This window comes from Kosakonia sp. ML.JS2a, assembly GCF_025642095.1.
Taxonomy (GTDB): domain Bacteria; phylum Pseudomonadota; class Gammaproteobacteria; order Enterobacterales; family Enterobacteriaceae.
On the sequence record NZ_CP106754.1, the window covers coordinates 1,486,840 to 1,508,434 of the forward strand.

Sequence of the window (21,595 nt, forward strand, 5' to 3'; positions counted from 1 at the left end):
GGGAATAATCTGGCGGTAAAAATTTAACGCGTTATTATCCCGCCGCCCAGATTTCCGCATGTTTTTGCACTAAACCCATCAACGATCCCCCGCCTGCGACAAACTCACGCATCTGCTGCGCTTCGCTCTTGCCACGCTTTACCACATTAGCCAGTTCATCCAGTGCGCTACCGGCATTGAGCTTATCGGCCCAGGGCGCAAGCTTATCCAGCAACGGCGTCAGTGAGTCAGCAATGGTGCACTGTTCGCCGGTATGTACATCGGTCAGGATGCCGTCCAGACCAAAGCGGCAGGCCTGAAAACGGTTGAATTTATACAATAAGTAATCCCGCTCCTGATGTTTAAACGGGCGCTCGGCCAACAGCCAGTGCGCCAGCGCCTGAATAAACCCGGCGACATTGATCGCATGGGAGAGCGTGAGCGGGGTATCCATCACCCGCACTTCGACCGTGCCAAAGTGCGGGCTGGGGCGGATGTCCCAATGCAGGTCTTTAATGCTCTCAATCATTGAAGTGTAGCTTAAGCGGCGAAACAGTCCTGCAAACTCCTGCCAGTTGCTGACCCACGGTGCATGGCCGTTATCCGGGAAGGCGGAAAAGATATTCAGCCGTGATGACGCAAAGCGGGTATCCGTGCCCTGCATATACGGCGAGGCGGCGCCAAGCGCAATAAAGTGCGGCACGAAGCGGGAAAGGCCATGCAATAAATAGATGGCGTCATCGCCACTCGGGCAACCGATATGCACATGCTGACCAAAGACCGTGGCCTGCTGTACCAGATAACCGAACATCTCCAGCGTATGGTGATAACGCTCGTCGTTGCACACCTCCTGGCGCTGCCATTTCTGGAAAGGGTGCGTCCCGCCGCCGCAAATTTGCAGATGGTGCTCCGCCGCCGCCTGCAAAATCACCGACTGCATGGCGGAGAATTGATGTGCCGCCTGGTTGATATCCCGGCATACGCCAGTGGCGATTTCCAGCATGCTTTCGGTAATATCGTGCTTCACTTCGCCGGCGGTTATCTGGTCTTTTACCGCTGCGATAAGCCGGGAAGAGTCCTGGCTTAAATCGTAGCCCGGCGGGTTAACCACCTGTAATTCCAGTTCAATACCCAGCGTAAATGCGTCAGAAACATGAAAATCGGGTAATGGCATAACACTCCCTTACGCAATGTGTTTTCTTTATTATGGAAGTGAATATCCATTCCTTCCTCCTGCCATTGCCGGTGATTTTTTACCTGTTCGGGCCAGAGCAGATTGCGAATTCTTTTTGTATATCCACGAAAAGCCGTAATAAAAAACACGCTGCTAAAATATATCGGCGGGAAATAAGTCTCCGGCCAATATAACGGTGTCACATTGCCATGAAAGATAAGCAACATTAATAAAGAGGGCGATGAAACGTCTGCCCGGTGGTTAGCCGGGCTCCCTCAGCAAAATTGCTCCAGTTGCCCGCGAAGGACTTCCACGCCAGGGGCAATGGCATCCGGGTTGATGGCATGGAATCCCATACGGAAGAAGTTATCCGGTGGCGCATCTTGCAGGAAATGGCGCGCGCCAGGTTCAATCAATACACCAGCATGAGCCGCGCGCCAGGTTAACTGCTGGGTGCTTATCTGCTCCGGCGTGCGGAGCCAGAAGGCGTTGGCATGTTCACTGCCAGGCATCATCTCACAGGCGGGCAGGAAGGTGCGCAACGCATTATGCAGGCAGTCCCAGCGCCGGGCGGAGTCTTCATGGTAGCGCCGCAGATGGGTTTCGTAATGGCCCTGCGCCAGAAAATGGGCCATCTGATACTGAATGTTGGTCGGTGGGTGGCGATAGACCAACCGGCGCAGGGCGCGCGCCTCATCAATGATTTCCGGGGCGGCAACCATATACCCCAGCCGCAAACCCGGCGACAGCGCTTTTGACAGGCTGCTGACATAAATCACCCGCCCGCTGCGATCGCTGGCTTTTAACGCGGGCAGCGGGTTTTGCATAAAGTTACTCTCTGAGTCGTAATCATCCTCAATCACCACCGCATCGTGGCGGGTAGCGTAATCGAGCAATTCAGTGCGACGCGCTTTACTCATGGTCACGCCGGTCGGCACCTGGTGCCCTGGCGTGACGTAGTAGTAGTCGCACGGTGTTTCATTGAGCACCAGCCCTTCGCTGTCTACCGGGTGTGGCACGATCTGCGTATCGCTTAATAAGAAGGTGTTAATCGCTTCGCGAAAGCTGGGGTTCTCCACCGCAACGCGGGTGGTGCGCGACATTAACAGGCGCGTCAGCAGATAGAGCGCATTTTGCGAGCCCAGCGTAATCAGGATCTCATCCGGTGCAGCGACAATGCCGCGTTTGGGCAGCACGCGGGTGCGGATCTGCTCAATCAACATCGGCACATCCTGGTCAATATGATCAATCACCCATGCCGGGTCGCGCACACCGCCGTGCAGCCAGTTTGCCGCTGCGCGCCAGGTGGCGAGCGGAAACTGCTGGGTATAGGGCTGACCGTAGATAAACGGGTAACGGTAGTGCATCCAGCCAGCGGGTTTGAGGATCGATTCCTGCTGACTGGGGGTAATTTTCAGGCGGCTGCCCCAATGTGGTGCACTGCTTTCGCATTCAGGTGCAGGCTGTGCAGTATTTTGCCCACAGCTGTAGTAATCCGGGTGCAGGTAGTACCCGCTGCGTGGGCGGCTGACGAGGTAACCTTCGTTCACCAGGCTTTCAAACACCAGCGCGGTGGTATTACGCGATACATTGAGCTGGCTGGCGAGCTGGCGGCATGAAGGCAGCGGGGTATCCGCCGGGAAAATACCGCTCAGAATCGCATTAATCAGCGATTCGCGAACCTGCTCTTGCAACCCTCGTTGGCCGTCAAAATTTACGTTCAGTAGATGACGAATCATGCTGTGCTCCTCCGGATATATCGCTATACAGGGTTGAGCAAATTCCATACCAGCTTCGGTGCATCTGACACAACCATTCACAAAAACTGGCTCTATTCAGAAAAGCGCAAGCCTCCCTATTGTAAAAACGCAGTCACAAAAACCGGACGGCTCACTGTTTCGGCATATATCTTGCAACGCTTCCAGCACACCCGGGATATACCGGTCTGGCACATTTAATAAGGGTGGAAAGATGAAAAAAGTATTCGGCAAATATTGTCTTGCAGCCATGATGACCCTGGCATTTTCTTTACACGCAGTGGCAGCAGATTTACCCGAAATCGAAAAGTCCGGCACCATGAAAGTCGCGACTGAAGATGATTATGCTCCGTTTAACTTTATGAATAATGGCCAGACGGATGGTTTTAACAAGGACATGCTTGAAGAGTTACGCAAATACGCGAAATTCAATATCAACCAAAGTATTTTACCGTGGACTGGCTTACTCGCCGCGGTTTCTACTGGCCAGTATGATATGGCATTAACCGGTGCGGTAATTACCGATGAACGCCTCAATGTGTTTAATTTCACACCGCCGTGGGCCTCTGCTCAGCATTATTTCGTGAAACGCGCCGACGATAAAACATTAAATACCATTGCCGATTTGAGCGGTAAAAAAGTGGGCGTACAGGCGGGCAGTGCTTTGCTGGCGCGTTTGCCGGAACTGAAAGCGATGCTGGAAAAAGTCGGCGGCAAATTGGGGCCGGTAGTGGAGTATCAATCCTACCCTGAAGCCTACGCCGATCTGGCGAATAAACGCGTCGACTACGTGATCAACGTGGTTATCTCGGTTAACGACCTGGTGAAAGCCAAGCCGAAGGTCTTTGCCAAAGGACTGGCGGTATCCGGCCCTGGTTATATGGCATGGCCTATCCCGAAAAACTCCCCGGAATTGCTGAAGTTTATGACCGGGTTTATGAACCATATGACCGAAACCGGCAAGCTGACCGAGTTGCAGAAAAAATGGTTCGGCGAGACCTATGAACTGCCGAAAGAGCCGATCACCAGCGCCGATCAGTTCCACAAGTTAGCCGGTCTGTAAGTGTCATGCGGCGGGCGACCGCCGCTCGTTTTAAACAGGAGGGAACATGGACTTAATTTCATGGCAACTGTTGATTGAAGGCGCATGGACGACCCTCTGGATCTCTGGCGTGGCGATTGCGTTTGGGGTGGTTATCGGTCTGGTTATTGCGTTTATCCGCATGATGAAGATCCCGTTCGTTGACCAGTTGCTGGTGGTTTACATCAGTCTGGCGCGCGCCACGCCGCTGGTTACGCTGGTGCTGTTTCTGTTTTTATCCCTGCCGACGCTCGGCATCAATCTGGATAAAACGCTGGCGGCGATTGTCGCCCTGACGCTGAACACCTCGGCGTTTAACGCCGAAATCTGGCGTAACGCCTTCCGCAATTTCCCCCGCGAGCAGCGAGAGGCGGCGGAGTCGGTGGGCATGCGGCGTTGGACCTACTTCCGGCAAATTATGCTGCCGCAGATGTGGATTGAGAGCCTGCCTGCGCTGGTCAACGAGATGTCATTTTTGATCAAAGGCAGCCCGGCGATTGCTGTTATTGGCGTGGTGGATCTGACGCGTGTCACCAACCGTATCTCATCGGTGACGTACGAACCGTTATCTCCGATCCTCGCCGCCGGTCTGTTGTACGTCATTATTATCGGCCTGCTGCTGAAGTTGCAGGGGATGGCGGAACGTAAAGCGAAGCGCCTGGCGCGATAAGAGACGGAGGAGTTATGAATCAGTGGGGAATTATCTGGGCAGCGCGGGAAAGCTTTTTTAATGGCCTGCTATCAACACTTGAACTGTTTATTATTGCCGCCGTTGTGGGGTTATTGATTGGCGTATTAATGTGTTACGTCATGGAATATCAAAACCGCTTTATTAATCGCGTGATTATCGCTTTTGTCAGCCTGATGCGCGCCGTGCCTTTTTTGATTCTGGCCTATTTGCTTTATTACGGTTTGCCGCAGCTGGGGATCAGCATGGAGGCCTGGACAGCGGGTCTGTTGTCACTGGTGATTTATCATGGCGCTTATTTCTTCGAAATATTGCGTAGCCAGCGGCGGATCTTCTCCGCAGGCTATATTGAGGCGGCCGTATCACAGGGGTTCTCGCGTTATAAAATATTCCGCCGCATTGTATTGCCGAATATTTTTTCCTCTGCGCTGCCGCTGATGGGAAACCAGCTGATTATTTGCCTGAAAGACACTGCATTTCTGTGCATTATTACCGTGCAGGAGATTACCGCCGCCGCGAATAGTGTGCAGTCGACTTACTTTATTCCGTTTAACGCCTTTATTGTCGCCATTGCGCTGTACTGGGGGATCAGCATTTTGCTGGAGTTGCTGATTAAGCGGTTAAGCCATTACGGAGCGAAAAGAGGAATGACCCATGCCTGAAGCAAGCGCGGTTAGCATTAAAAACCTGTCCAAACAGTTTGATAACGTCGAAGTACTGCGCGATATCAACCTGACGGTGGAAAAGGGTACGGTGGTCAGCATCCTCGGGTCGTCCGGTTCCGGTAAATCTACGCTGTTGCGCTGCATGAACTGGCTGGAACAACCGGATCGCGGGGAAGTGCGCATCAGCGGTCTGCGCATCGGGGTGGATGAAAAAACCGGCAAAGCGATGTCGCACAAAGATCTCTCTCACATTCGAGAACGGGTAGGGATGGTGTTCCAGAGCTTTAACCTGTGGCCGCATTTAACGGTGTTGCAAAACGTCACCGAAGCGCTGGTGCACGTCAAGGGAATGAAGCGCGAGATGGCGAACGAAATTGCTCACCGGCAACTGGAAAAGGTCGGCATGAGCCATAAAGAAGCGGTCTACCCGATTACGCTTTCCGGCGGGCAGAAGCAGCGCGTGGCGATTGCCCGCTCGCTGGCCATGTCGCCGGAGGTGATCCTGTTTGATGAACCCACGTCAGCGCTGGATCCGGAACTGGTGAATGAAGTGCTGGGCGTGATGAAGGATCTGGCCGCGGAAGGCTACACCATGGTGGTGGTCACCCATGAAATGGATTTTGCCCGCCAGGTATCGGATGAAGTGGTATTTCTGGAGAAAGGCCTGCTGATTGAAAAAGCCCCGCCGGAAAAATTTTTCACTGACCCGGATTCCGACAGGGTGCGCAAGTTTTTACAGTCCAGCCGCTAGCGCAATGTACCGGACGCAGCAGCCCGTTTACCCGTGATGAGAGCAGTAACGGGCGGCTGTCGTCAGCATGCTCAGTGAAGCGGGCGTTCCCTGTTTTGCAACTTGCTCATAATGAATTTTATCCGTTCCCCTTCGCTCATAAAGGCGGCGTTTAATCCATTACGCTGCAATTGACAGATATGCTCTTTCGTCAGACCCACATCGTTGACCGCGCGTTCATATTCTGAATGGAGGGTTACGCCTTCGACAAAAGGATCATCTGTGTTAAGCGTGGCGATAATTCCGCTATCAAGGAACGTTTTCACCGGGTGGTTAGCGAGATCGCTAACGGTATTGGTTTGCAGGTTTGACGTCAGGCAGCATTCCACCACAATGCCCCAATTCGCCATATATTCCAGCAACCAGGGATCGTTAACTGCCTGCACGCCATGACCGATCCGTTCGGCTCCCAACAGTTTGATGGCATCCCGTATGCTTTCGGGACCTGCTGCTTCTCCGGCATGTATCGTCACCCGGAAGCCTTTATCCCGGGCTTTGGTAAAATGTTCGGTGAATAAGCGGCAGGGATAGTTGCGTTCATCTCCCGCCAAATCCACACCGCTAATGTCGTCTCTGCAAGTCAGTAGAGCGTTCAGCTCCGCCATACAGCTATCGGCTCCCCAGGTGCGACTTAAAATGCCGATAAGGCTGATGCCAACAGGAAATTCGGCCATGCCTTCACGTACGCCATCAATGACAGAACGCACCACGCCTTCCAGCGGTAAATCAAACGCTTTCGCCATATAGTAAGGCGAAAAGCGCAGCTCTGCGTAATCCAGACCTTCAGCAAAGGCGCTGTAAACGTTTTGCCTGGCGATAAAATGGCAGGCCTCAAGTGACCCTAACACACTGACGCCGATATCGAGTTTCGCCAAAAAGGAGAGCAGGTCGGGTTGATTATCTGTCACCTGTACATAGGGGCGAAGTTCTTCAGGATCGTAGGCGGGGAGCTCCACACCATATTTTTGAGCCAGCATAATGATCGTATTGATGTCGATATTGCCATCAAGATGCCGGTGCAGATCCACTAAGGGGAATTTTTTTAGCAACATCCGAACGCCTTTTTAGAATTATCGTATGCAACAAAAGTGGCAGGTTTAGTACTGCCACCTCCGGGAGAATTAACGTAAAAATGTCATAACATAATGGCCCAGGTGACCACCAAGATAGACACCAACAACACCCATAACGCCGGGTAAATACGGCGGTGCCGGGATCGGTAATTTTATCAGCGTAAAAATAGTCCCCACAATGATACCGGCAATGGTGGCCAGTAAAGCATCCATGATTACTCCTTAACTAACTGTTCACGAATTGTTTGATAATAGTCATCATCAATAATGAATTTCCGCATAAGCAATGCGACCACTAAATGAAATACCCCTGGAATAATGGTCATCATTAAAGAAATAGCCGCCAGGGAAGAGTCCGGTTGTGTTTCGCCTGGGGTGTAGCTTGCATAACTCAGAATATAACCGACCAGACCGCCAGCCAGACCCATCCCCAGTTTTTGGAAGAATAAGATCCCGCCAAACGCCAGCCCTGATACACGTTCTTTATTTTTAACCTCACCGTAATCTACAGCTTCAGCAATAGACGCCCAATATACCGGAAGTTGCATGTCGGCCAGGAAGGTAATAATAAAGTAGAAGACAAACGCCAGAATAATCGCGTCTCTGCCGACGACCATAAACATAATGGCGCTAAAGACGAACGTCGCCGCTTGTGAGAGCCTGAACATGGTGAGCTTATTCATCCGCTTTGCTGCGAAATTTGCGCCGAACATAGAAAGCACCGAAGCAATGACGCCAGTGGTCAGGAACCAGGGGATTAGCGCATCGCCGCCATTCAGGAAATACTTGGCGTAGTAGGCGGCAACAGCACTACGCACGGAGCCTCCAAGCATAATCACCAGAATAACAACGCCAAGGATTATCCACTGATCATTTTTCATCAATGAGCGAAATTGTTGGAAATAAGGGATGCGACTTGGTGTATGAATGATTCTTTCTTTGATGGTGAAGAAACAATAAAGACATAACAATGCGCCAAGTGCTCCCATTGCTCCCATTGCGATTTGGTACCCGTTTGCCAGGTTCCCCTGGCCCAGTTTTACCGCCGCCACTGGCACAATAATCGAGACGAGGAACATCCCAATTTTGGTCATCACAAATCGGTAAGTGTTGGCGCTGAGCCGTTCCCGACTGTCGTCGGTAATGACGCCAATGACCGAAATGTACGGAATAGCAATAAACGTATAAGCCAGCGTGAGCAGGATATAGGTGGCATAAGCCCAGATCAGCTTTCCGAGATAGCTGAAATCCGGCGTAATAAACATTAACAGGATCGTTATGCCGAACGGAATGGCGAAAATCAGGAGATAAGGTCGGTAACGACCCCACCGGCTTTGCGTTTTATCGGTAATGATGCCAATCATCGGGTCGATAACCGCGTCCAGAACTCTCACTGCCAGCAACAGCAGGCCAACGTCTGCTGCTTTAAGCTGAAAAATATCCGTATAGAAATAGGCAACAATCAATTGCATGGACATCATAACAATTGAAATCGCCATATCACCGGCACCAAACCCAATTTTTTCTTGAATGGTGAGTTTCATGAAAACCTCGGTGGTAATGAAGTGGGTACATCTGTACATCAGTACCCACGTTTCAGGTTGGTTTGCTTCAGAATGAGTAAGTTACGCCGGTACGGTAGAGCGCCTGACGGTTACTGGAGGTTTTATCCGGGCCTTTCTCATCAGCAATGCTGAAATAAGGGAACCAGGAGCCCCACTGATAACCAACACGGGCGGTCACACGGTAGTTTTTGTTGCCGTTATTCCAGGTCAGATACTCGTTATCGTTGTAGGTTACGTTCAATTGGTACTGGAAATTGGTGCCTTCCGGGCGATAATCCAGCCACCAGTCATAACGGATGTTATTGCGATCGGTGTTACCGTAAGAGCGGGATTTAGCCGTCGCTTTATCCATGTCATAGCGGAAACGGAATGATGTACGCCATACTTTGCTAAAGTTATAACCCGCTGTTACGCCATACTCGTAGGTGCTCCAGTATTCGCTGGAATCCAGCCAGAACATAGGTTCGAGCCAGAACTTTTTATCTTCCAGCGGGTTAAATCGATACATCACAGAAAAACCGTGACCATTATTATTAAATTGTGATGGATCCCAGGTATTTTTAGCACCTTCTTTCGAGTTATAACGCAGCTCGCCAATCATGCCGAAGCCATTTTTGAAGAACATACCCATTTGTACACGGTCATTATAATTATGTGATTTGGCATAATATTCATTCTGCCAGTTGATATACCCATGGGGCATCTCAGCATGTACAAGTGGAGCCATCAGTACGATAGATGATAATAAATAGATGTTTTTCATGTTCATAATAAATATCCTGTTTTATGCTGTGATGTCTGAAATGAAAAGACATTGCGCAATGCTGCGCTTATTCCAGACAAAACAAATCCTTCAAAAAATGTAGGCATCATTTTTTGTCTTTAATTTGGAGACGAGTGATAGACATTCTCAATATACTTTTTCTGTATTTTCTCCTTGGCCACTGATTTTATTGTCGGTTATCTAAAAATACTTACTGGGTGACGACTAAATTTATTTCTGATTTCAAGCTAACAAACATCTGGTGTAGACCAAAGAGGGAATTGACGAATTTGTGAACATGATCATGTTATCAACTTGACACGCCAGTGATATTTGTATATCCGTTTGAATTTAAAGGAATGTAAGGAATTAAGTGTGACATTGGTTACACTTTTAAACTCCATGGATTGTTACTATTTCCTTCAGGTAGTATTCATTGGTGTAGACCAGAAAGGTAAAAAAAATGAAAAACGAAAAACAGACCGAAAATCTCAGCGCAGATGGACAAAGCAAATACAAGCAAATCATCGACATAATGATAGAAAAGATTGTTTCGGGGCAGTGGGCGGCTGAGTTTGTCATCCCCTCGGAACGCGAATTAGCAGACGTGTTTGGCGTGAACCGGATCACCGTTCGTAAGGCTATCGCACATTTGAAGCAGCGTGGTTATCTGCACAGCGCGGCGAAACAAGGGAACTATGTTTTGCCTCCACGCAGTCATGATTCGCATCTGCTTTATAGCTTTAGCGACGACATTAAGCGTAACGGGGGATGTCCCGGACAGGTAGTGCTTGAGTTTGGCTACGTTCCCGTCAGCGAAGTCACAAGGACAAACCTGCAAATGCCGCTTTCAACACAAACGGTGTTGAAAATTAAAAGAATACGTTTTTCAGATACCACCCCAATGGGGATACAGACGTCCTATCTCAAGCTCAAACCCGGCCAGGTAATTGAGCAGCAAGAACTGGAAGAAAGGGGGTCTCTCTATCATTTACTGGAAGAGAAATACGGTATCGAAATGGTAGAGGCGTATGAGTCGATCGGTGCCCGATTACCGTCAGTCGCCGAACGGCAGCATCTGGAGATAGGGAGCAACGAAGTGGTGCTCACCTCTTCACGCATTACCTACTCCAGTGACAGAAAGCCCATTGAATATGTAGAAATGATTTATCCGACCAGTCGTTACGTTTACCAGTTGAAGGTGAGTAAGGACACATTTGAATATTAAAGGAGCATTTAATGCGTCAGAACGGGCAAAACTATGAGCAAAAGGTCTTAGGAGCACTGGCTTGTGCGGGTATGGGAGATGCGCTTGGCGCGGCGACAGAACTGTACAGCATCGATGAGATAATCCAGCACTATCAGGGGTTTATTTCTGATTTTCAAACACCGCCGGAGGACACTTTTGCCGGTTCTCTGGGCGGGGTTTCGGGGCTGATTACCGATGACGCCAGCCAAATGTACGTTTTTGCTGAAGGGTTAATTAAAACAGGAAAAGCAAACTTTGACACTCAGGCCTGGACCGAATGTCTGTTGCGTTGGGCTTCTATGGAGCCCTATGCAAACTATAAAGGTCCCACAACTGAACAGGTTGTTAAGGCGTTAAAAGAAGGAAAACCCACTAACACCATCGGAAGGATTGGCACATCATCGCGGCAGGCACCTAACGTAGCGACAACGAACGGTGCAGCAATGCGCGTTGCCCCGGCGGGATTGGTTTGGCCGGGTCAGCCAGAGAAAGCGTGTGAGCTGGCGTTTGCTACCTGCCTGCCTTCTCACGATACCAATATTGCTATTGCCAGCGCTTGCGCAATTGCGTCAGGTGTATCCAGCGCCATGATGGCAAATGCGACAGTGGATAGCATTCTTGCCAGTGCACTCCATGGTGCTGAGTATGGCGAGCAGCTGGCAGCAGAACGCGCCAGAGTGGTTGCCGGGCCAAAAATTGGAAAACGTTTACAGCTTGCATTGGACATCGCGCAAAGCAACAGTCAGTTGGAACCTTTCTTGCGCGAACTGGAAGGTTTTGTCGGTAACTCGGTCAATGCTCATGAGTCCGTTCCTTCTGCGATTGCCATCTTTGCGTTCTGTCAGGGGAATCCATGGCAGACGATCCACGCGGCAGCAAACGCAGGAAATGACACGGACAGTATTGCAACAATGGCAGGCGCGATGGCCGGAGCCTATAAAGGCTTTTCTGCTCTTCCGCCCGATAAATATCAATTTTTCTATCAGGTAAATAAAAAAGATTTTGATGTGGAACGTATTGCCAGAGAATTAAGCACCCTCTGTTAATTAAGAGGAGTCATCGGAATGAAAACCAGCGAAACGCAGGACGCGGCATCTGCAATTATGCCGCTGACTGCCACACGAGAAGAAGTATCAGCCATTGCACGCTACATTAAAAATTGTGATATTAAGGTTATTGAAGAAGGTGCTGTTGCGTGTATTAATGAGAAAAAAATCCGTCAGGTATTGTTAATCGGTTCCGGTGACTCCTATGCTCTGGCATTGCTGTATGCTGCACTTATTAACAGAATAACATCGCTGCCTGCTCGTGCTCTTCAGTCATATGAATTTGTCAGCGAACACACCGAATATCTTGATGATTCGTGGTTGGTGGTTGTATTAAGTGCCAGTGGTCGGGCATCGCCTGTTGTCGATGCCTTGATCAAAGCACAACATACAAATGCACAGGTTATTGGTATCACTAACAACAATGAAAGTCTGTTTGCGACGCAAGTAAAAAAACTGTTGGTAACGCAAGCAACAAAGAGAGGTATGCCCACACAAAGCACTCTGGCAATGGCGATTTTTCTTGAAGCGATTATCTGCATATTACAACCAGAATATGATAAGCAATACTGGCCGCAATTTCGTAAGTTCTGCTTCTATGCGAAATATCTTCCCGATATCTCGCGATTTTCAGGAAATGACCAGATGTTATCGCATCTGTTTACGAAACGGGTCACTCTCTTAGGTAGCGGAGGGAACCTGGGCCTGGCGACGATGTTGTCCAACCTGCTGTGGTGTGGCCCGCAACTGGCCAGCCAGGCATTGCCGCTTGAAGAGTATGAGCATGCCTTACGTCTGAATCAGGCAGGGGCGCAAGATCTGGTCATTATTTTTAACTGCACCGGTAGCCCTGGTGTGCTTGCCTGGCATATAAAGCAGCAGTTAATAAAAAAGAATGCCACAGTGCTGCATGTAGATAATCAATTACTCAGTTATATGTTTAGTGGTAATTACGCCGCTTTTTCCAGCCATGAGGATTGCCATTTTTACGCAATGCTTGCCATGTTCAGTTTTATTATCTCTGCGACAGAAAAATATCTGTCATGCGGGGGTGAAAGGATTTCGCAGGAGTAAATTAAATGAAAACGTTTGATGTTGTTGCGGTGGGCAGTGGAACCGTAGATCTTATCTTTCGTGTACCCCGTTTGCCCGGGAATGACGATAAAGTCATTGGGAAAAAAGTAGCGGAACTTATCGGTGGTACAGTTGCAAACTCTGCATGTGTAATGGGGAAACTGGGATTGCGCGTTACGTCATTATCGACAGCGGGTGATGATTATTATGCACAAGCGATTATTAATGATTTTCATAGAAATGGTGTAGATACACGCTTTGTTTTACGTAAACCTGGCGTGGTTGCCAATATGGCCATTATTTTTCTCGACGATTCAGGTGAAAAGGCTCTGGTGTATGCACCGAATGATGAAACGGAAACGTGTATGGTTCAGGCTCCGCAGGCAGTCGACTGCAGTCGACTTGTTTATATTATGCCAGGGCAGCTCGATAAATTCCGTACGCTGGCCAGGTATGCCAGGGAGAAAAACACAAAAGTTGTTATAGATGTCGAATCACATATTAAAAACAGTCAGCAGAATATTAAGGAGATTCTGTCACTAAGCGATGTCGCTATTTTTAACAAAGAAGGATTTCGCACCAGCCTGCAGAAGGAACCGGATGCGGAAGTTTTGCGCAGCCTTGTGGAAGAACACGACCTGGATGCCCTTGTTGTAACCTGCGGCGGAGAGGGGGTTATCGCCTGCGATCGCAAAGGGGTCGCCACCCATCCGGGATATAACGTATCCGTTGTCGATACTACCGGGGCGGGAGATACCTTTAATGGTGCCTTTATTTATTGTTACCTCAACAATCGGGAACTCAATGATGCATTAAGTTTTGCCAGTGCTGCGGCAGCAATCAATATTTCTCATGTTGGTGCACGTGGAAAATTGTCCACGGTGGAAGATGTCAATAAATTCAAAGATCAATATCAATAACTTTTGGGGGCAATTATGAAAAAGCTATTATTAGCAAAATGTGTCGCATTGACCATCGGCATGTCTGCGCTTTCTGTTTCAGCCGCCGGAGCTGAACTGAGTTTTTTAAATGAATATTCTATTCCGACTGCAACAAATTTTCAGAATGTGAAATTTGGTGGACTGTCGGGAATGGCTTATGATCCGGCGAAAGGTGTCTATTATGCCATTACCGATGCCCGAAATACGCCAGCGGAAGGAATGGCGCGTTTTTACACCCTTAACATTAAAACGAACAGCAAAGGTATCCAGCGCGTTGATATCCTGAATATGCAACAGCTTACCGATGCTGATGGGAAAGCATTCAAGGAACAGGAGGTTGATGGTGAAGGTTTTGCGCTAACACCTGATAAAAAAAGTGTGCTCTGGACATCTGAACTGGGTAGTCCACTCCGGCTCTCTTCCCTGGATGGTAAATTGAAAAAGGATTTCGCCGATAAAATCCCCGTTTCCTATAATGCCGGTGGCGATCTGAAAAAAGCGCCGGAAGGGTTGCGCAGCGGTGCGACCTTTGAAGGGGCCAGCGTCACGCCGGATGGTAAATTCCTCTTCGTTGCAGCGGAAAGCGCGCTGAAGCAGGATGGTGGCATCAGTACCACCGTTAGCTCTTCGCCGGTACGTATTCTTAAATTTACGTTGCAACCTGATGGCAACGTCGGGGAACTGGTGGGGGAATACATTTATAATGTCGATCCTATCCCGCGCATAACGAAATATGGCGTCAGTGATAATGGCCTGTCTGAAATTCTTGCTCTCGGCAATGATAAATTGCTGATCACAGAGCGGGCCGGGCGTAATGCCAGCGAAGGATTTAATGATTTTGATTTTAACATCCGAACTTATATTTCCGATCTTTCCCAGGCTACAAATATTAGCGGTAAAAAAAGTCTTGCTGACATTGAGAAGAAAAATTTGCTTCAACCCGTCAGTAAAAAGTTGTTGATTGATTTCGACAATTATACCAAAGCGCCGGACTGCATTGAGGCAGTAACGTTTGGCCCGCAGATTAACGGGAAAAAGTCTTTAATCTTTGTCTCTGATAATAACTTCCAACCCTATCAAGCTACTAAGTTTTTTATGTTTGTGGATGATAAAGGTGTGCTGAATTAATAGCGCAGCAGACTGCAGGAGGCAATATGTTATTTTTTCGCTATCTGTTTATTTTATTGACCCTCCCTTTTTTGCTGAGTCAGACGGGGTACGCTGGCCAGCAATCGAAGGACGAGACGGTATTCCTCACGGTATTGCATACCAACGATCATCATGGGGCTTACTGGCAAGACAAGGAGGGGAATAACGGGCTGGTTAACCGGTTTGCGATGATTGAACGTATCCGCAATGACGTTGCCGCGCAGGGAGGCGCGGTGTTGTTACTGGATGCCGGGGATGTCAATACCGGTACGCCGGAATCGGATCTTCTCCTCGCCGAGCCTGATTTTAAGGCCATGGCGAAGATGGGGTACGATGCGATGACGGTGGGCAATCATGAGTTTGATAACTCTCTTGATATTCTTCAGCGCCAGCAAGGCTGGGCGGGGTTTCCTTTTCTTTCCGCCAATATTTACGATATCGCGGCGCAACATCGCGCTTTTACACCTTATGCATTCTTTGAGAAAAAAGGGCTGAAAATCGGCGTGCTGGGTTTGACCAGCGTGGATACCAAAATCGTTGGTAGTCAGGCGATTCTGGCAAATCTCGATTTCAGACCCCATGTCAGTGAAGCGCGTAAGGTCTTAGCTGAAATGGCAAAAGAGAAACCGGATGTGGTTATTGCACTCACACATCTTGGGTATTACTACGATGGCAAGCACGGTTCCAGTGCGCCGGGTGATGTAGAACTGGCGCGCGAACTGCCCCCAGGCAGTGTGGACGTGATCATTGGCGGGCATAGCCATACCGCTGTCTGCGTTGGCGAAAAAGCGCTGAATGCCGACTGGCGTAAACAGGCTGACTGCAAACCCGATCGGCAGAATGGCATCTGGATTATGCAGGCGCTGGAAAGCGGACGTTACCTTGGGCGGGCCGATTTTATCTGGCAAAAAGGCCAACTTACGTTAAAACGCTATCAGTTGTTGCCTGTTGTCGCCTCAACAGAAGCGGAAACACCAGCGGTGCAGGCGCTATATACGTTGCTGGAGGGGTATAAAAAACATATCGATACCCAGTTAAGCGTGCCGGTTGGCATGTTCAGGCAAAAATTTGAAGGCGATCGCGATGTGGTTCGCTCACAGCAAACCAATATGGGGCAGATGATTATTGCCGCGCAAATGGATAAAACCCAGGCTGACTTCGGCATCATCAGCAGTGGGAGTATCCGCAGTTCTATCAGTGCCGGGCCAGTTACTTACCGCGATGTGTTGAAAGTGCAGCCGTTTGGCAATTCGGTCACCTATGTTGCACTGACCGGTAAGGAGATTATCGACTATCTCAACGTTATCGCATTTAAGACGGCGGGCTCGGGGGCTTATGCTCAATTCCACAACATTGTATTTGACCGGGATAATGGCAAAGTCACTCACGTCGCGATCAACGGTAAGCCGCTGGAAATGGACAAAACGTACCGCATGAGCCTCCCCAGTTATAACGCCACTGGAGGGGATGGCTATCCGGAACTCAATCAACACAGCGGTTACGTTAATACGGGATACATTGATGCCGAAGTGCTGAAGTCGTATATCGCAAGGAAATATCCGTTATAAGTCATCACATTTAACAGGATAAAACCAACGGCCACCGGATGTTGCGGTGGCCGTGTTATCTGTTCTGTATTATTTAGTACGTTGCGGGATCATGTGTTGTGGCCTTTCTAATACAACATTACCAAAACGATAGTCCCTGATGACCGCGTCAGGATCGTTCCAGATCTCCTCATCCACTTCTTCGAGGTCAATCTCAAGGCCAAATTCACCCTTTTGCACATGCTTAACCTGAAAAACGGTATAAGCGGGGTAAAGGACTTCTGCCTGCTTAATGTGGGTCAGTTGGGTGATATTTCGCCCGCTGGTTCCCGCCACATTTAAAATTGCCGTATCGGAATGAAAACCTGATCCAAAACGCTGACGCATAATGAATTCGGCGGCAACGCCTTTGGCTGCACTGGTGGAAAAAAAGGTTCTTGTTGTTACGTAATCTCCAGGTTTCCACGCTCTGCGTTTGCCATCTTTTCCCGTTGTCACGGTCATACTTCGGGTGACCGGAACGCCGGACGTTTCATAGGTAAATCCCTTCTCTATAAACGCACCGCGATAGGTTTTCCCTTTGTGAGAGGGCAAGCGGGATAAGGCGTTAATCAGTTCAACCCCTTGCCCCATGTGATAACCCTGTGCTTTTTCTTGTTCATTCAGATCCCTGAACCCTAGCGTAATCGTATGGAAAGGGAGTGACTCTTTACTGTAAAGGTTGATGATATCGCGCTCAGCCTGGGTCAATTTTCTGACTGCACCACTGGCAACGGAGGCGGAATGCAATCTTTCATGGTATTTCCGGGCTAACTCGCTAACGGAGTTTGCGAACGGATTAACGCGTTGATCGCTTAAGATTTTATTGCCTTCGCTTTTTTGATCGTTACTCCAGAATTGCCGTTTTTTAAAGGCTTTGTCATACACCGGATCGCTGCCAGAGCGGAGATTGTGTTGGTGGAGGCGATTCTTTTCAATCTGCGCCCTTAACATCGACGATATCGGCCATGGCTCAATGCCGACATCATCGACAAAGGCATCCGGATGCTCCTTGATATAGCGGAGCAATTTTTTCGCGCCGACATCAGTGGCATTCACATAACGTTGCAGGGTCAAAGGCCCTACCGCTTGTCGAATGGCGAGAGCCAGATCGGAAGGTTCAATTTTTGAGGTTGAAGGTGCTTTCTTTATTTTTTCCCGTGTTGTTGTATCTTCCTGCGCCCGTAAAGACTCCAGGTACAGATAGAGAATTTCCCCGCGTGAAAGGATATTTTTAAAGCGCTTGTGCAGCTCAGGAAGGGATTCCGTCAGTAATGAAGATGTTAGCGTGATATCGCCACGCGGCGTAAGTGCACGGTTAATTTTCGCCAGAATGGTTTCTATATTGAACATGATTCTGCCCCTTTTATATGCCATATAACCAGCATGGTTTCCCCCTTAATCTGTGCCAGAGACCGGGGTAAAAAATCAGAATTCTCACGAATATTTACACGCCTTAAACCTCCTATAGCCTTTCCCTATGACGCGATAGCAATCTCGTAACGACCCGACCGTAGCGGGTGCAGTACCCTGAATGCAGTATTCATTCTGACGAGGTGGAGGTGTGTGGTGTCTGAGCTGTCTTATGTGTCGGGTGAGCGTCACTCGGCATGGTCAACGTATCTGGCACAGGTTGAACGCGTGTTGCCGTTACTGGGTGAACTGAGCCGCTGGGCGGATACGCTGCGTCATCCCCGCAGGGCGTTAATTGTGGATATTCCGCTGGAAATGGATGACGGCAGCGTGCGTCATTTTGAAGGTTACCGGGTACAGCACAACTTATCGCGCGGACCGGGCAAAGGCGGGGTGCGTTTTCACCCGGACGTGACGCTGGAAGAGGTGATGGCGCTGTCGGCGTGGATGACCATTAAATGCGCGGCGCTGAATTTACCGTTTGGCGGCGCAAAAGGGGGCGTGCGTGTCGATCCGGCAGCGTTGTCGCGCAAAGAGCTGGAGCGGCTGACCCGGCGTTATACCAGCGAGATTGGCGTGTTTATTGGCCCGCAGCAGGATATCCCGGCGCCGGATGTCGGCACCAATGCGCAAATTATGGCGTGGATGATGGATACCTGGTCCATGAACGTAGGCGCGCCGTCGACGGGCGTGGTGACGGGCAAACCGGTGCACCTTGGCGGCTCGCTCGGCAGGGTAAAAGCCACCGGGCGCGGCGTGTATGTGACGGGCTGTCGCACCGCGCAGGCGTTGGGGATCGACGTGGCGCAAAGTCGCGTGGCGGTGCAGGGGTTTGGTAATGTCGGCAGCGTCAGCGCCGAGTTGTTCCATCAGCATGGCGCGCGCGTAGTGGCGGTACAGGATCAGTTCTCCACGCTTTATCATCCCGATGGGATTGATATTCCGGCGTTGCTCAACTGGCAACAGCAGCACGGGCGGATCAGCGGTTTTCCCGGCGCAGATAATGTGGCCGATGAGGTTTTCTGGTCGCTGGAGTATGAGATCTTAATCCCCGCGGCGCTGGAAGGGCAGATCACCGCCGAACGCGCGGCCGGGCTGAGTTGCAAACTGGTGCTGGAAGGGGCGAATGGTCCAACGTTGCCGGAAGCGGATGATGTGTTGCAGCAGCGCGGCATCGTGGTAGTGCCGGATGTGATTGCCAACGCGGGTGGCGTAACGGTGAGTTACTTCGAGTGGGTGCAGGACTTTTCCAGCTTCTTCTGGAGTGAAGAAGAGATCAACAACCGGCTGGACACCATTATGCAAAGTGCGCTGGATACGGTGTGGAATAAGTCGCAGGCGCTGGGTGTGACACTGCGCACTGCCGCCTATGCGCTGGCCTGCGAGCGTATTTTGCTGGCGCGTAAAGACAGAGGGTTGTATCCGTAGGTTGCAGTCGCGTTCCTCGGGCCTGATAAGCGGAGCTTCATCAGGCTTTTTTTTATCGCGATGCCGACGTTAGTAAGCACGTCCAGATAGTGCTGAAGCGCAGGAGAAATAGTCTGCGCGCCATAGGGGCAGTCTTCGAAAATCCTGGTTTCAGATAAAACCAGGCGGTTTGGTGTGGACGATTTTTACTCAAGGTTGTAGGGTTTTGTTTCCAGACATCCTGCAAGGAAACGCAATGGATACGACTGAACAGTTAAATGGTCTCTATTTTTTCGATGGAATGAGCGTGAATAAAGATGAATTACTCTACTGGCTTATTCTGGATGAATTTAAAGAGCAATTCAGCGATGTGATTGATCTCATGGCAATGTCACTTATGATTGCAAGTCTTCCTGTTATCCCGGTCAGTGGCAAAATTGGTGCTGCTGCCGGAAAAAATACAAAAGGCACGAGTCCTCTTTCGCTGGCCGCTCGCGCAATTATTCGCCAAAGATTCAAACGTCCACATAGAACGATTACCTGGGCAAAGATGTTGCGAGGCGAATGGGCTTATACGACCAGCATAGGCGCGTATATAGGACGGTGGCTTCCTTGGATTGGCGCTGTTTTAACCGCCTATGATCTGGCTATGATTACGCAAAATGTTATTCATTGTTATAAGTTTATTGTGGGACCGGGGGACAAGTAATGACCGATAAAACAGAGCGTGTTCGTGAACTGATAAGGAAGCACTTCTGGGAAATGGCAGATGATGCGTCTCTTAGTACCGGGAAGCGAAGTGTTTTACCTGAAGATGCCAGCGATTTTCTTGAAGAGTATGCCTCCACGCTGGATGTCGATATGGCAGGGTTTAATTTTAACCGCTATTTCCCGAATGAAGGGATTCGTTTCCTGCCAAACGCCATCCTGCCTGCCTACCTGAAAACAGATCACCACAAACCTGAAGCCTTAACAGTAAGCATGCTCATCGCTTCGGCAAAGGCGGGTTACTGGCTTTTTTAAAAAAATGCCATTAGTGAACGGAATCATTCCTCAATGCCTGAATTTACGCCCATGCCCGGTGGCGCTAGCGTTTATCCGGTCAGACTCAGGATGATCGCATCATTTGCCCTTTGCGCTGACGCTGGTCGCACCAAATGGTGAAAATCCCCGCCAGCGCCACAATCGATGCCCCCACCAGCGTGGCATGTCCTGGTAAACTGTCCAGAAACAGATAGCCAATCACCATCGACCACACCAGCGTGGTGTAATCAAACGGTGCGAGCAATGACGCATCGGCATACCGCAGGCTGAGCGTCACCAGAATCTGCGCCACGCCGCCAAAAAAACCGCAGCCTATCAGTAACCACCACTCGCGTCCTTGCGGCATTGTCCAGCCAAATGCCAGCGTCGCCAGGCCAATGCAGGTGGTCATCAGTGAGAAATAAAAGACAATCGCGCCCGGTGATTCCACGCCGTTTAAAAAGCGGATCTGCACATTGGAGGTGGCGGAGCACATTGCCGCCAGCAGCGCAAAAACCGAGCCCAGCGCTGCGCCATCGAGGGCAAACCCTGACGATAAAAACGCGCTGCCAGCGGATAAATTCGCGGAAAGCATCAGCAAAATACCGCTAAAACCCACCACCACGGCCAGCCAGCGGGAAAAACGCACCGTCTCTTTTAATAACATGGCGGCCATCACCAGCGTAAATAACGGTGCGGCATAACTGATGGCTGTCGCATCGGCCAGTGAGATATAGACCAGCGCCAGGTAGTTAAAATACATGCCACCGGTGCCGGAAAACCCGCGTACCAGGTGACCGGCGATATTTTTGGTTTTAATACTTTGCCGCACGCTGCCCTGGATTTTTAGCCAGACCAGTAAGGGAAACAGGGCGACAAACGAACGGAAGAATATCACCTCCCCGGTGGGGATGTTGCCCTGAAGCCCTTTCACGCAGGCCAGCATCAGCGTGGCGCACAGCGCCGACATGATTTTCAGCAACACCCCAAATTTGGCATTCATTATTGTACCTTTCGACATCCGCGCAGAAGTCATCACCTTAGAACGCGAAAAAGCCGCGCCGATAAGATAATTTCCCTCTGCCTGAATAACCTTTTCTTATTCGTAAAACGCCTGCCGCGTGCGGCGCAGAGTCATATAAATTGCGTATCCCGCGACAGGGTTTCCCTCT

At 49.9% G+C, this 21,595-nt stretch carries 21 protein-coding genes; 13 read left to right on the forward strand and 8 right to left on the reverse strand.

Annotated elements, in window-relative coordinates; genetic code table 11:
* Nucleotides 1–34: 34 nt before the first annotated feature.
* The gene (locus N7922_RS07235) at nt 35–1,153 is read right to left on the reverse strand and encodes a YbdK family carboxylate-amine ligase (protein WP_263099886.1); all 1,119 of its coding nucleotides are present in this window, start codon (nt 1,151–1,153) and stop codon (nt 35–37) included.
* 275 nt (nt 1,154–1,428) lie between these two features.
* On the reverse strand, nt 1,429–2,892 hold the full coding sequence (locus N7922_RS07240) for a PLP-dependent aminotransferase family protein (RefSeq protein WP_061493807.1): 1,464 nt from the start codon (nt 2,890–2,892) through the stop codon (nt 1,429–1,431).
* Nucleotides 2,893–3,124: 232 nt separating this feature from the next.
* On the opposite strand from N7922_RS07240, the gene N7922_RS07245 reads away from it, so the two are divergent.
* Genes N7922_RS07245 through N7922_RS07260 form a run of 4 tightly spaced genes read left to right on the forward strand, consistent with a single transcriptional unit; the run spans nt 3,125 to nt 6,095 of the window.
* Nucleotides 3,125–3,973 carry a transporter substrate-binding domain-containing protein gene (locus N7922_RS07245; protein WP_263099887.1) on the forward strand — a complete coding sequence of 283 codons (849 nt, stop codon included), beginning with the start codon at nt 3,125–3,127 and terminating at the stop codon, nt 3,971–3,973.
* Nucleotides 3,974–4,019: 46 nt separating this feature from the next.
* A complete protein-coding gene (locus N7922_RS07250) occupies nt 4,020–4,661 on the forward strand; it encodes an amino acid ABC transporter permease (protein WP_061493809.1) in 642 nt (213 codons plus the stop codon).
* A gap of 14 nt (nt 4,662–4,675) precedes the next feature.
* A complete protein-coding gene (locus N7922_RS07255) occupies nt 4,676–5,341 on the forward strand; it encodes an amino acid ABC transporter permease (protein WP_263099888.1) in 666 nt (221 codons plus the stop codon).
* Complete coding sequence (locus N7922_RS07260) at nt 5,334–6,095, forward strand: amino acid ABC transporter ATP-binding protein (protein ID WP_263099889.1); 762 nt, start codon at nt 5,334–5,336, stop codon at nt 6,093–6,095. The genes N7922_RS07255 and N7922_RS07260 overlap by 8 nt, the downstream gene beginning before the upstream one ends.
* A gap of 71 nt (nt 6,096–6,166) precedes the next feature.
* Here N7922_RS07260 and add read toward each other — a convergent pair whose 3' ends face one another.
* The 4 genes from add to N7922_RS07280 form a co-directional block, all read right to left on the reverse strand.
* Nucleotides 6,167–7,186: an adenosine deaminase gene (gene add / locus N7922_RS07265; RefSeq protein WP_263099890.1), complete on the reverse strand. Its 1,020-nt coding sequence runs from the start codon at nt 7,184–7,186 to the stop codon at nt 6,167–6,169.
* Between the two features lie 69 nt (nt 7,187–7,255).
* Complete coding sequence (locus N7922_RS07270; RefSeq protein ID WP_263099891.1) at nt 7,256–7,420, reverse strand: XapX domain-containing protein; 165 nt, start codon at nt 7,418–7,420, stop codon at nt 7,256–7,258.
* Nucleotides 7,421–7,422: 2 nt separating this feature from the next.
* Entirely contained in the window at nt 7,423–8,751 is a 1,329-nt protein-coding gene (locus tag N7922_RS07275) for an MFS transporter (RefSeq protein ID WP_263099892.1), read from the reverse strand.
* A 67-nt stretch (nt 8,752–8,818) separates the two neighbouring features.
* Entirely contained in the window at nt 8,819–9,541 is a 723-nt protein-coding gene (locus tag N7922_RS07280) for an oligogalacturonate-specific porin KdgM family protein (protein WP_263099893.1), read from the reverse strand.
* 457 nt (nt 9,542–9,998) lie between these two features.
* Here N7922_RS07280 and N7922_RS07285 point away from each other — a divergent pair, with 457 nt between their 5' ends.
* The 6 genes from N7922_RS07285 to ushA are packed head-to-tail and all read left to right on the forward strand — an operon-like array spanning nt 9,999 to nt 16,562.
* Entirely contained in the window at nt 9,999–10,763 is a 765-nt protein-coding gene (locus N7922_RS07285; RefSeq protein WP_263099894.1) for a GntR family transcriptional regulator, read from the forward strand.
* An 11-nt stretch (nt 10,764–10,774) separates the two neighbouring features.
* On the forward strand, nt 10,775–11,830 hold the full coding sequence (locus tag N7922_RS07290) for an ADP-ribosylglycohydrolase family protein (RefSeq protein ID WP_263099895.1): 1,056 nt from the start codon (nt 10,775–10,777) through the stop codon (nt 11,828–11,830).
* A gap of 18 nt (nt 11,831–11,848) precedes the next feature.
* On the forward strand, nt 11,849–12,904 hold the full coding sequence (locus N7922_RS07295; protein WP_263099896.1) for an SIS domain-containing protein: 1,056 nt from the start codon (nt 11,849–11,851) through the stop codon (nt 12,902–12,904).
* A 5-nt stretch (nt 12,905–12,909) separates the two neighbouring features.
* Complete coding sequence (locus tag N7922_RS07300; RefSeq protein ID WP_263099897.1) at nt 12,910–13,824, forward strand: carbohydrate kinase family protein; 915 nt, start codon at nt 12,910–12,912, stop codon at nt 13,822–13,824.
* Between the two features lie 15 nt (nt 13,825–13,839).
* Nucleotides 13,840–14,973 (forward strand): esterase-like activity of phytase family protein, encoded by a 1,134-nt coding sequence (locus tag N7922_RS07305; protein ID WP_263099898.1) that lies wholly within the window; start codon nt 13,840–13,842, stop codon nt 14,971–14,973.
* Between the two features lie 26 nt (nt 14,974–14,999).
* Nucleotides 15,000–16,562, forward strand: a complete 1,563-nt coding sequence (ushA, locus tag N7922_RS07310) for a bifunctional UDP-sugar hydrolase/5'-nucleotidase UshA (protein WP_263099899.1) — start codon at nt 15,000–15,002, stop codon at nt 16,560–16,562.
* Between the two features lie 69 nt (nt 16,563–16,631).
* Here ushA and N7922_RS07315 read toward each other — a convergent pair whose 3' ends face one another.
* Nucleotides 16,632–17,933 carry an ADP-ribosyltransferase domain-containing protein gene (locus N7922_RS07315; RefSeq protein WP_263099900.1) on the reverse strand — a complete coding sequence of 434 codons (1,302 nt, stop codon included), beginning with the start codon at nt 17,931–17,933 and terminating at the stop codon, nt 16,632–16,634.
* Between the two features lie 216 nt (nt 17,934–18,149).
* Between N7922_RS07315 and N7922_RS07320 the strand changes: the two genes are divergently transcribed.
* From N7922_RS07320 to N7922_RS07330, 3 genes are all read left to right on the forward strand, one after another.
* Nucleotides 18,150–19,421 (forward strand): Glu/Leu/Phe/Val family dehydrogenase, encoded by a 1,272-nt coding sequence (locus N7922_RS07320; protein WP_263099901.1) that lies wholly within the window; start codon nt 18,150–18,152, stop codon nt 19,419–19,421.
* Nucleotides 19,422–19,656: 235 nt separating this feature from the next.
* Nucleotides 19,657–20,109, forward strand: coding sequence for an STM2901 family protein (locus tag N7922_RS07325; RefSeq protein ID WP_263099902.1), 453 nt, complete (start codon nt 19,657–19,659; stop codon nt 20,107–20,109).
* On the forward strand, nt 20,109–20,423 hold the full coding sequence (locus N7922_RS07330; RefSeq protein WP_263099903.1) for a DUF1493 family protein: 315 nt from the start codon (nt 20,109–20,111) through the stop codon (nt 20,421–20,423). The genes N7922_RS07325 and N7922_RS07330 overlap by 1 nt, the downstream gene beginning before the upstream one ends.
* A gap of 85 nt (nt 20,424–20,508) precedes the next feature.
* Here the strand turns inward: N7922_RS07330 and N7922_RS07335 are convergent, their stop codons facing one another.
* Nucleotides 20,509–21,426: a DMT family transporter gene (locus N7922_RS07335; protein ID WP_263099904.1), complete on the reverse strand. Its 918-nt coding sequence runs from the start codon at nt 21,424–21,426 to the stop codon at nt 20,509–20,511.
* Between the last annotated feature and the right edge of the window lie 169 nt (nt 21,427–21,595).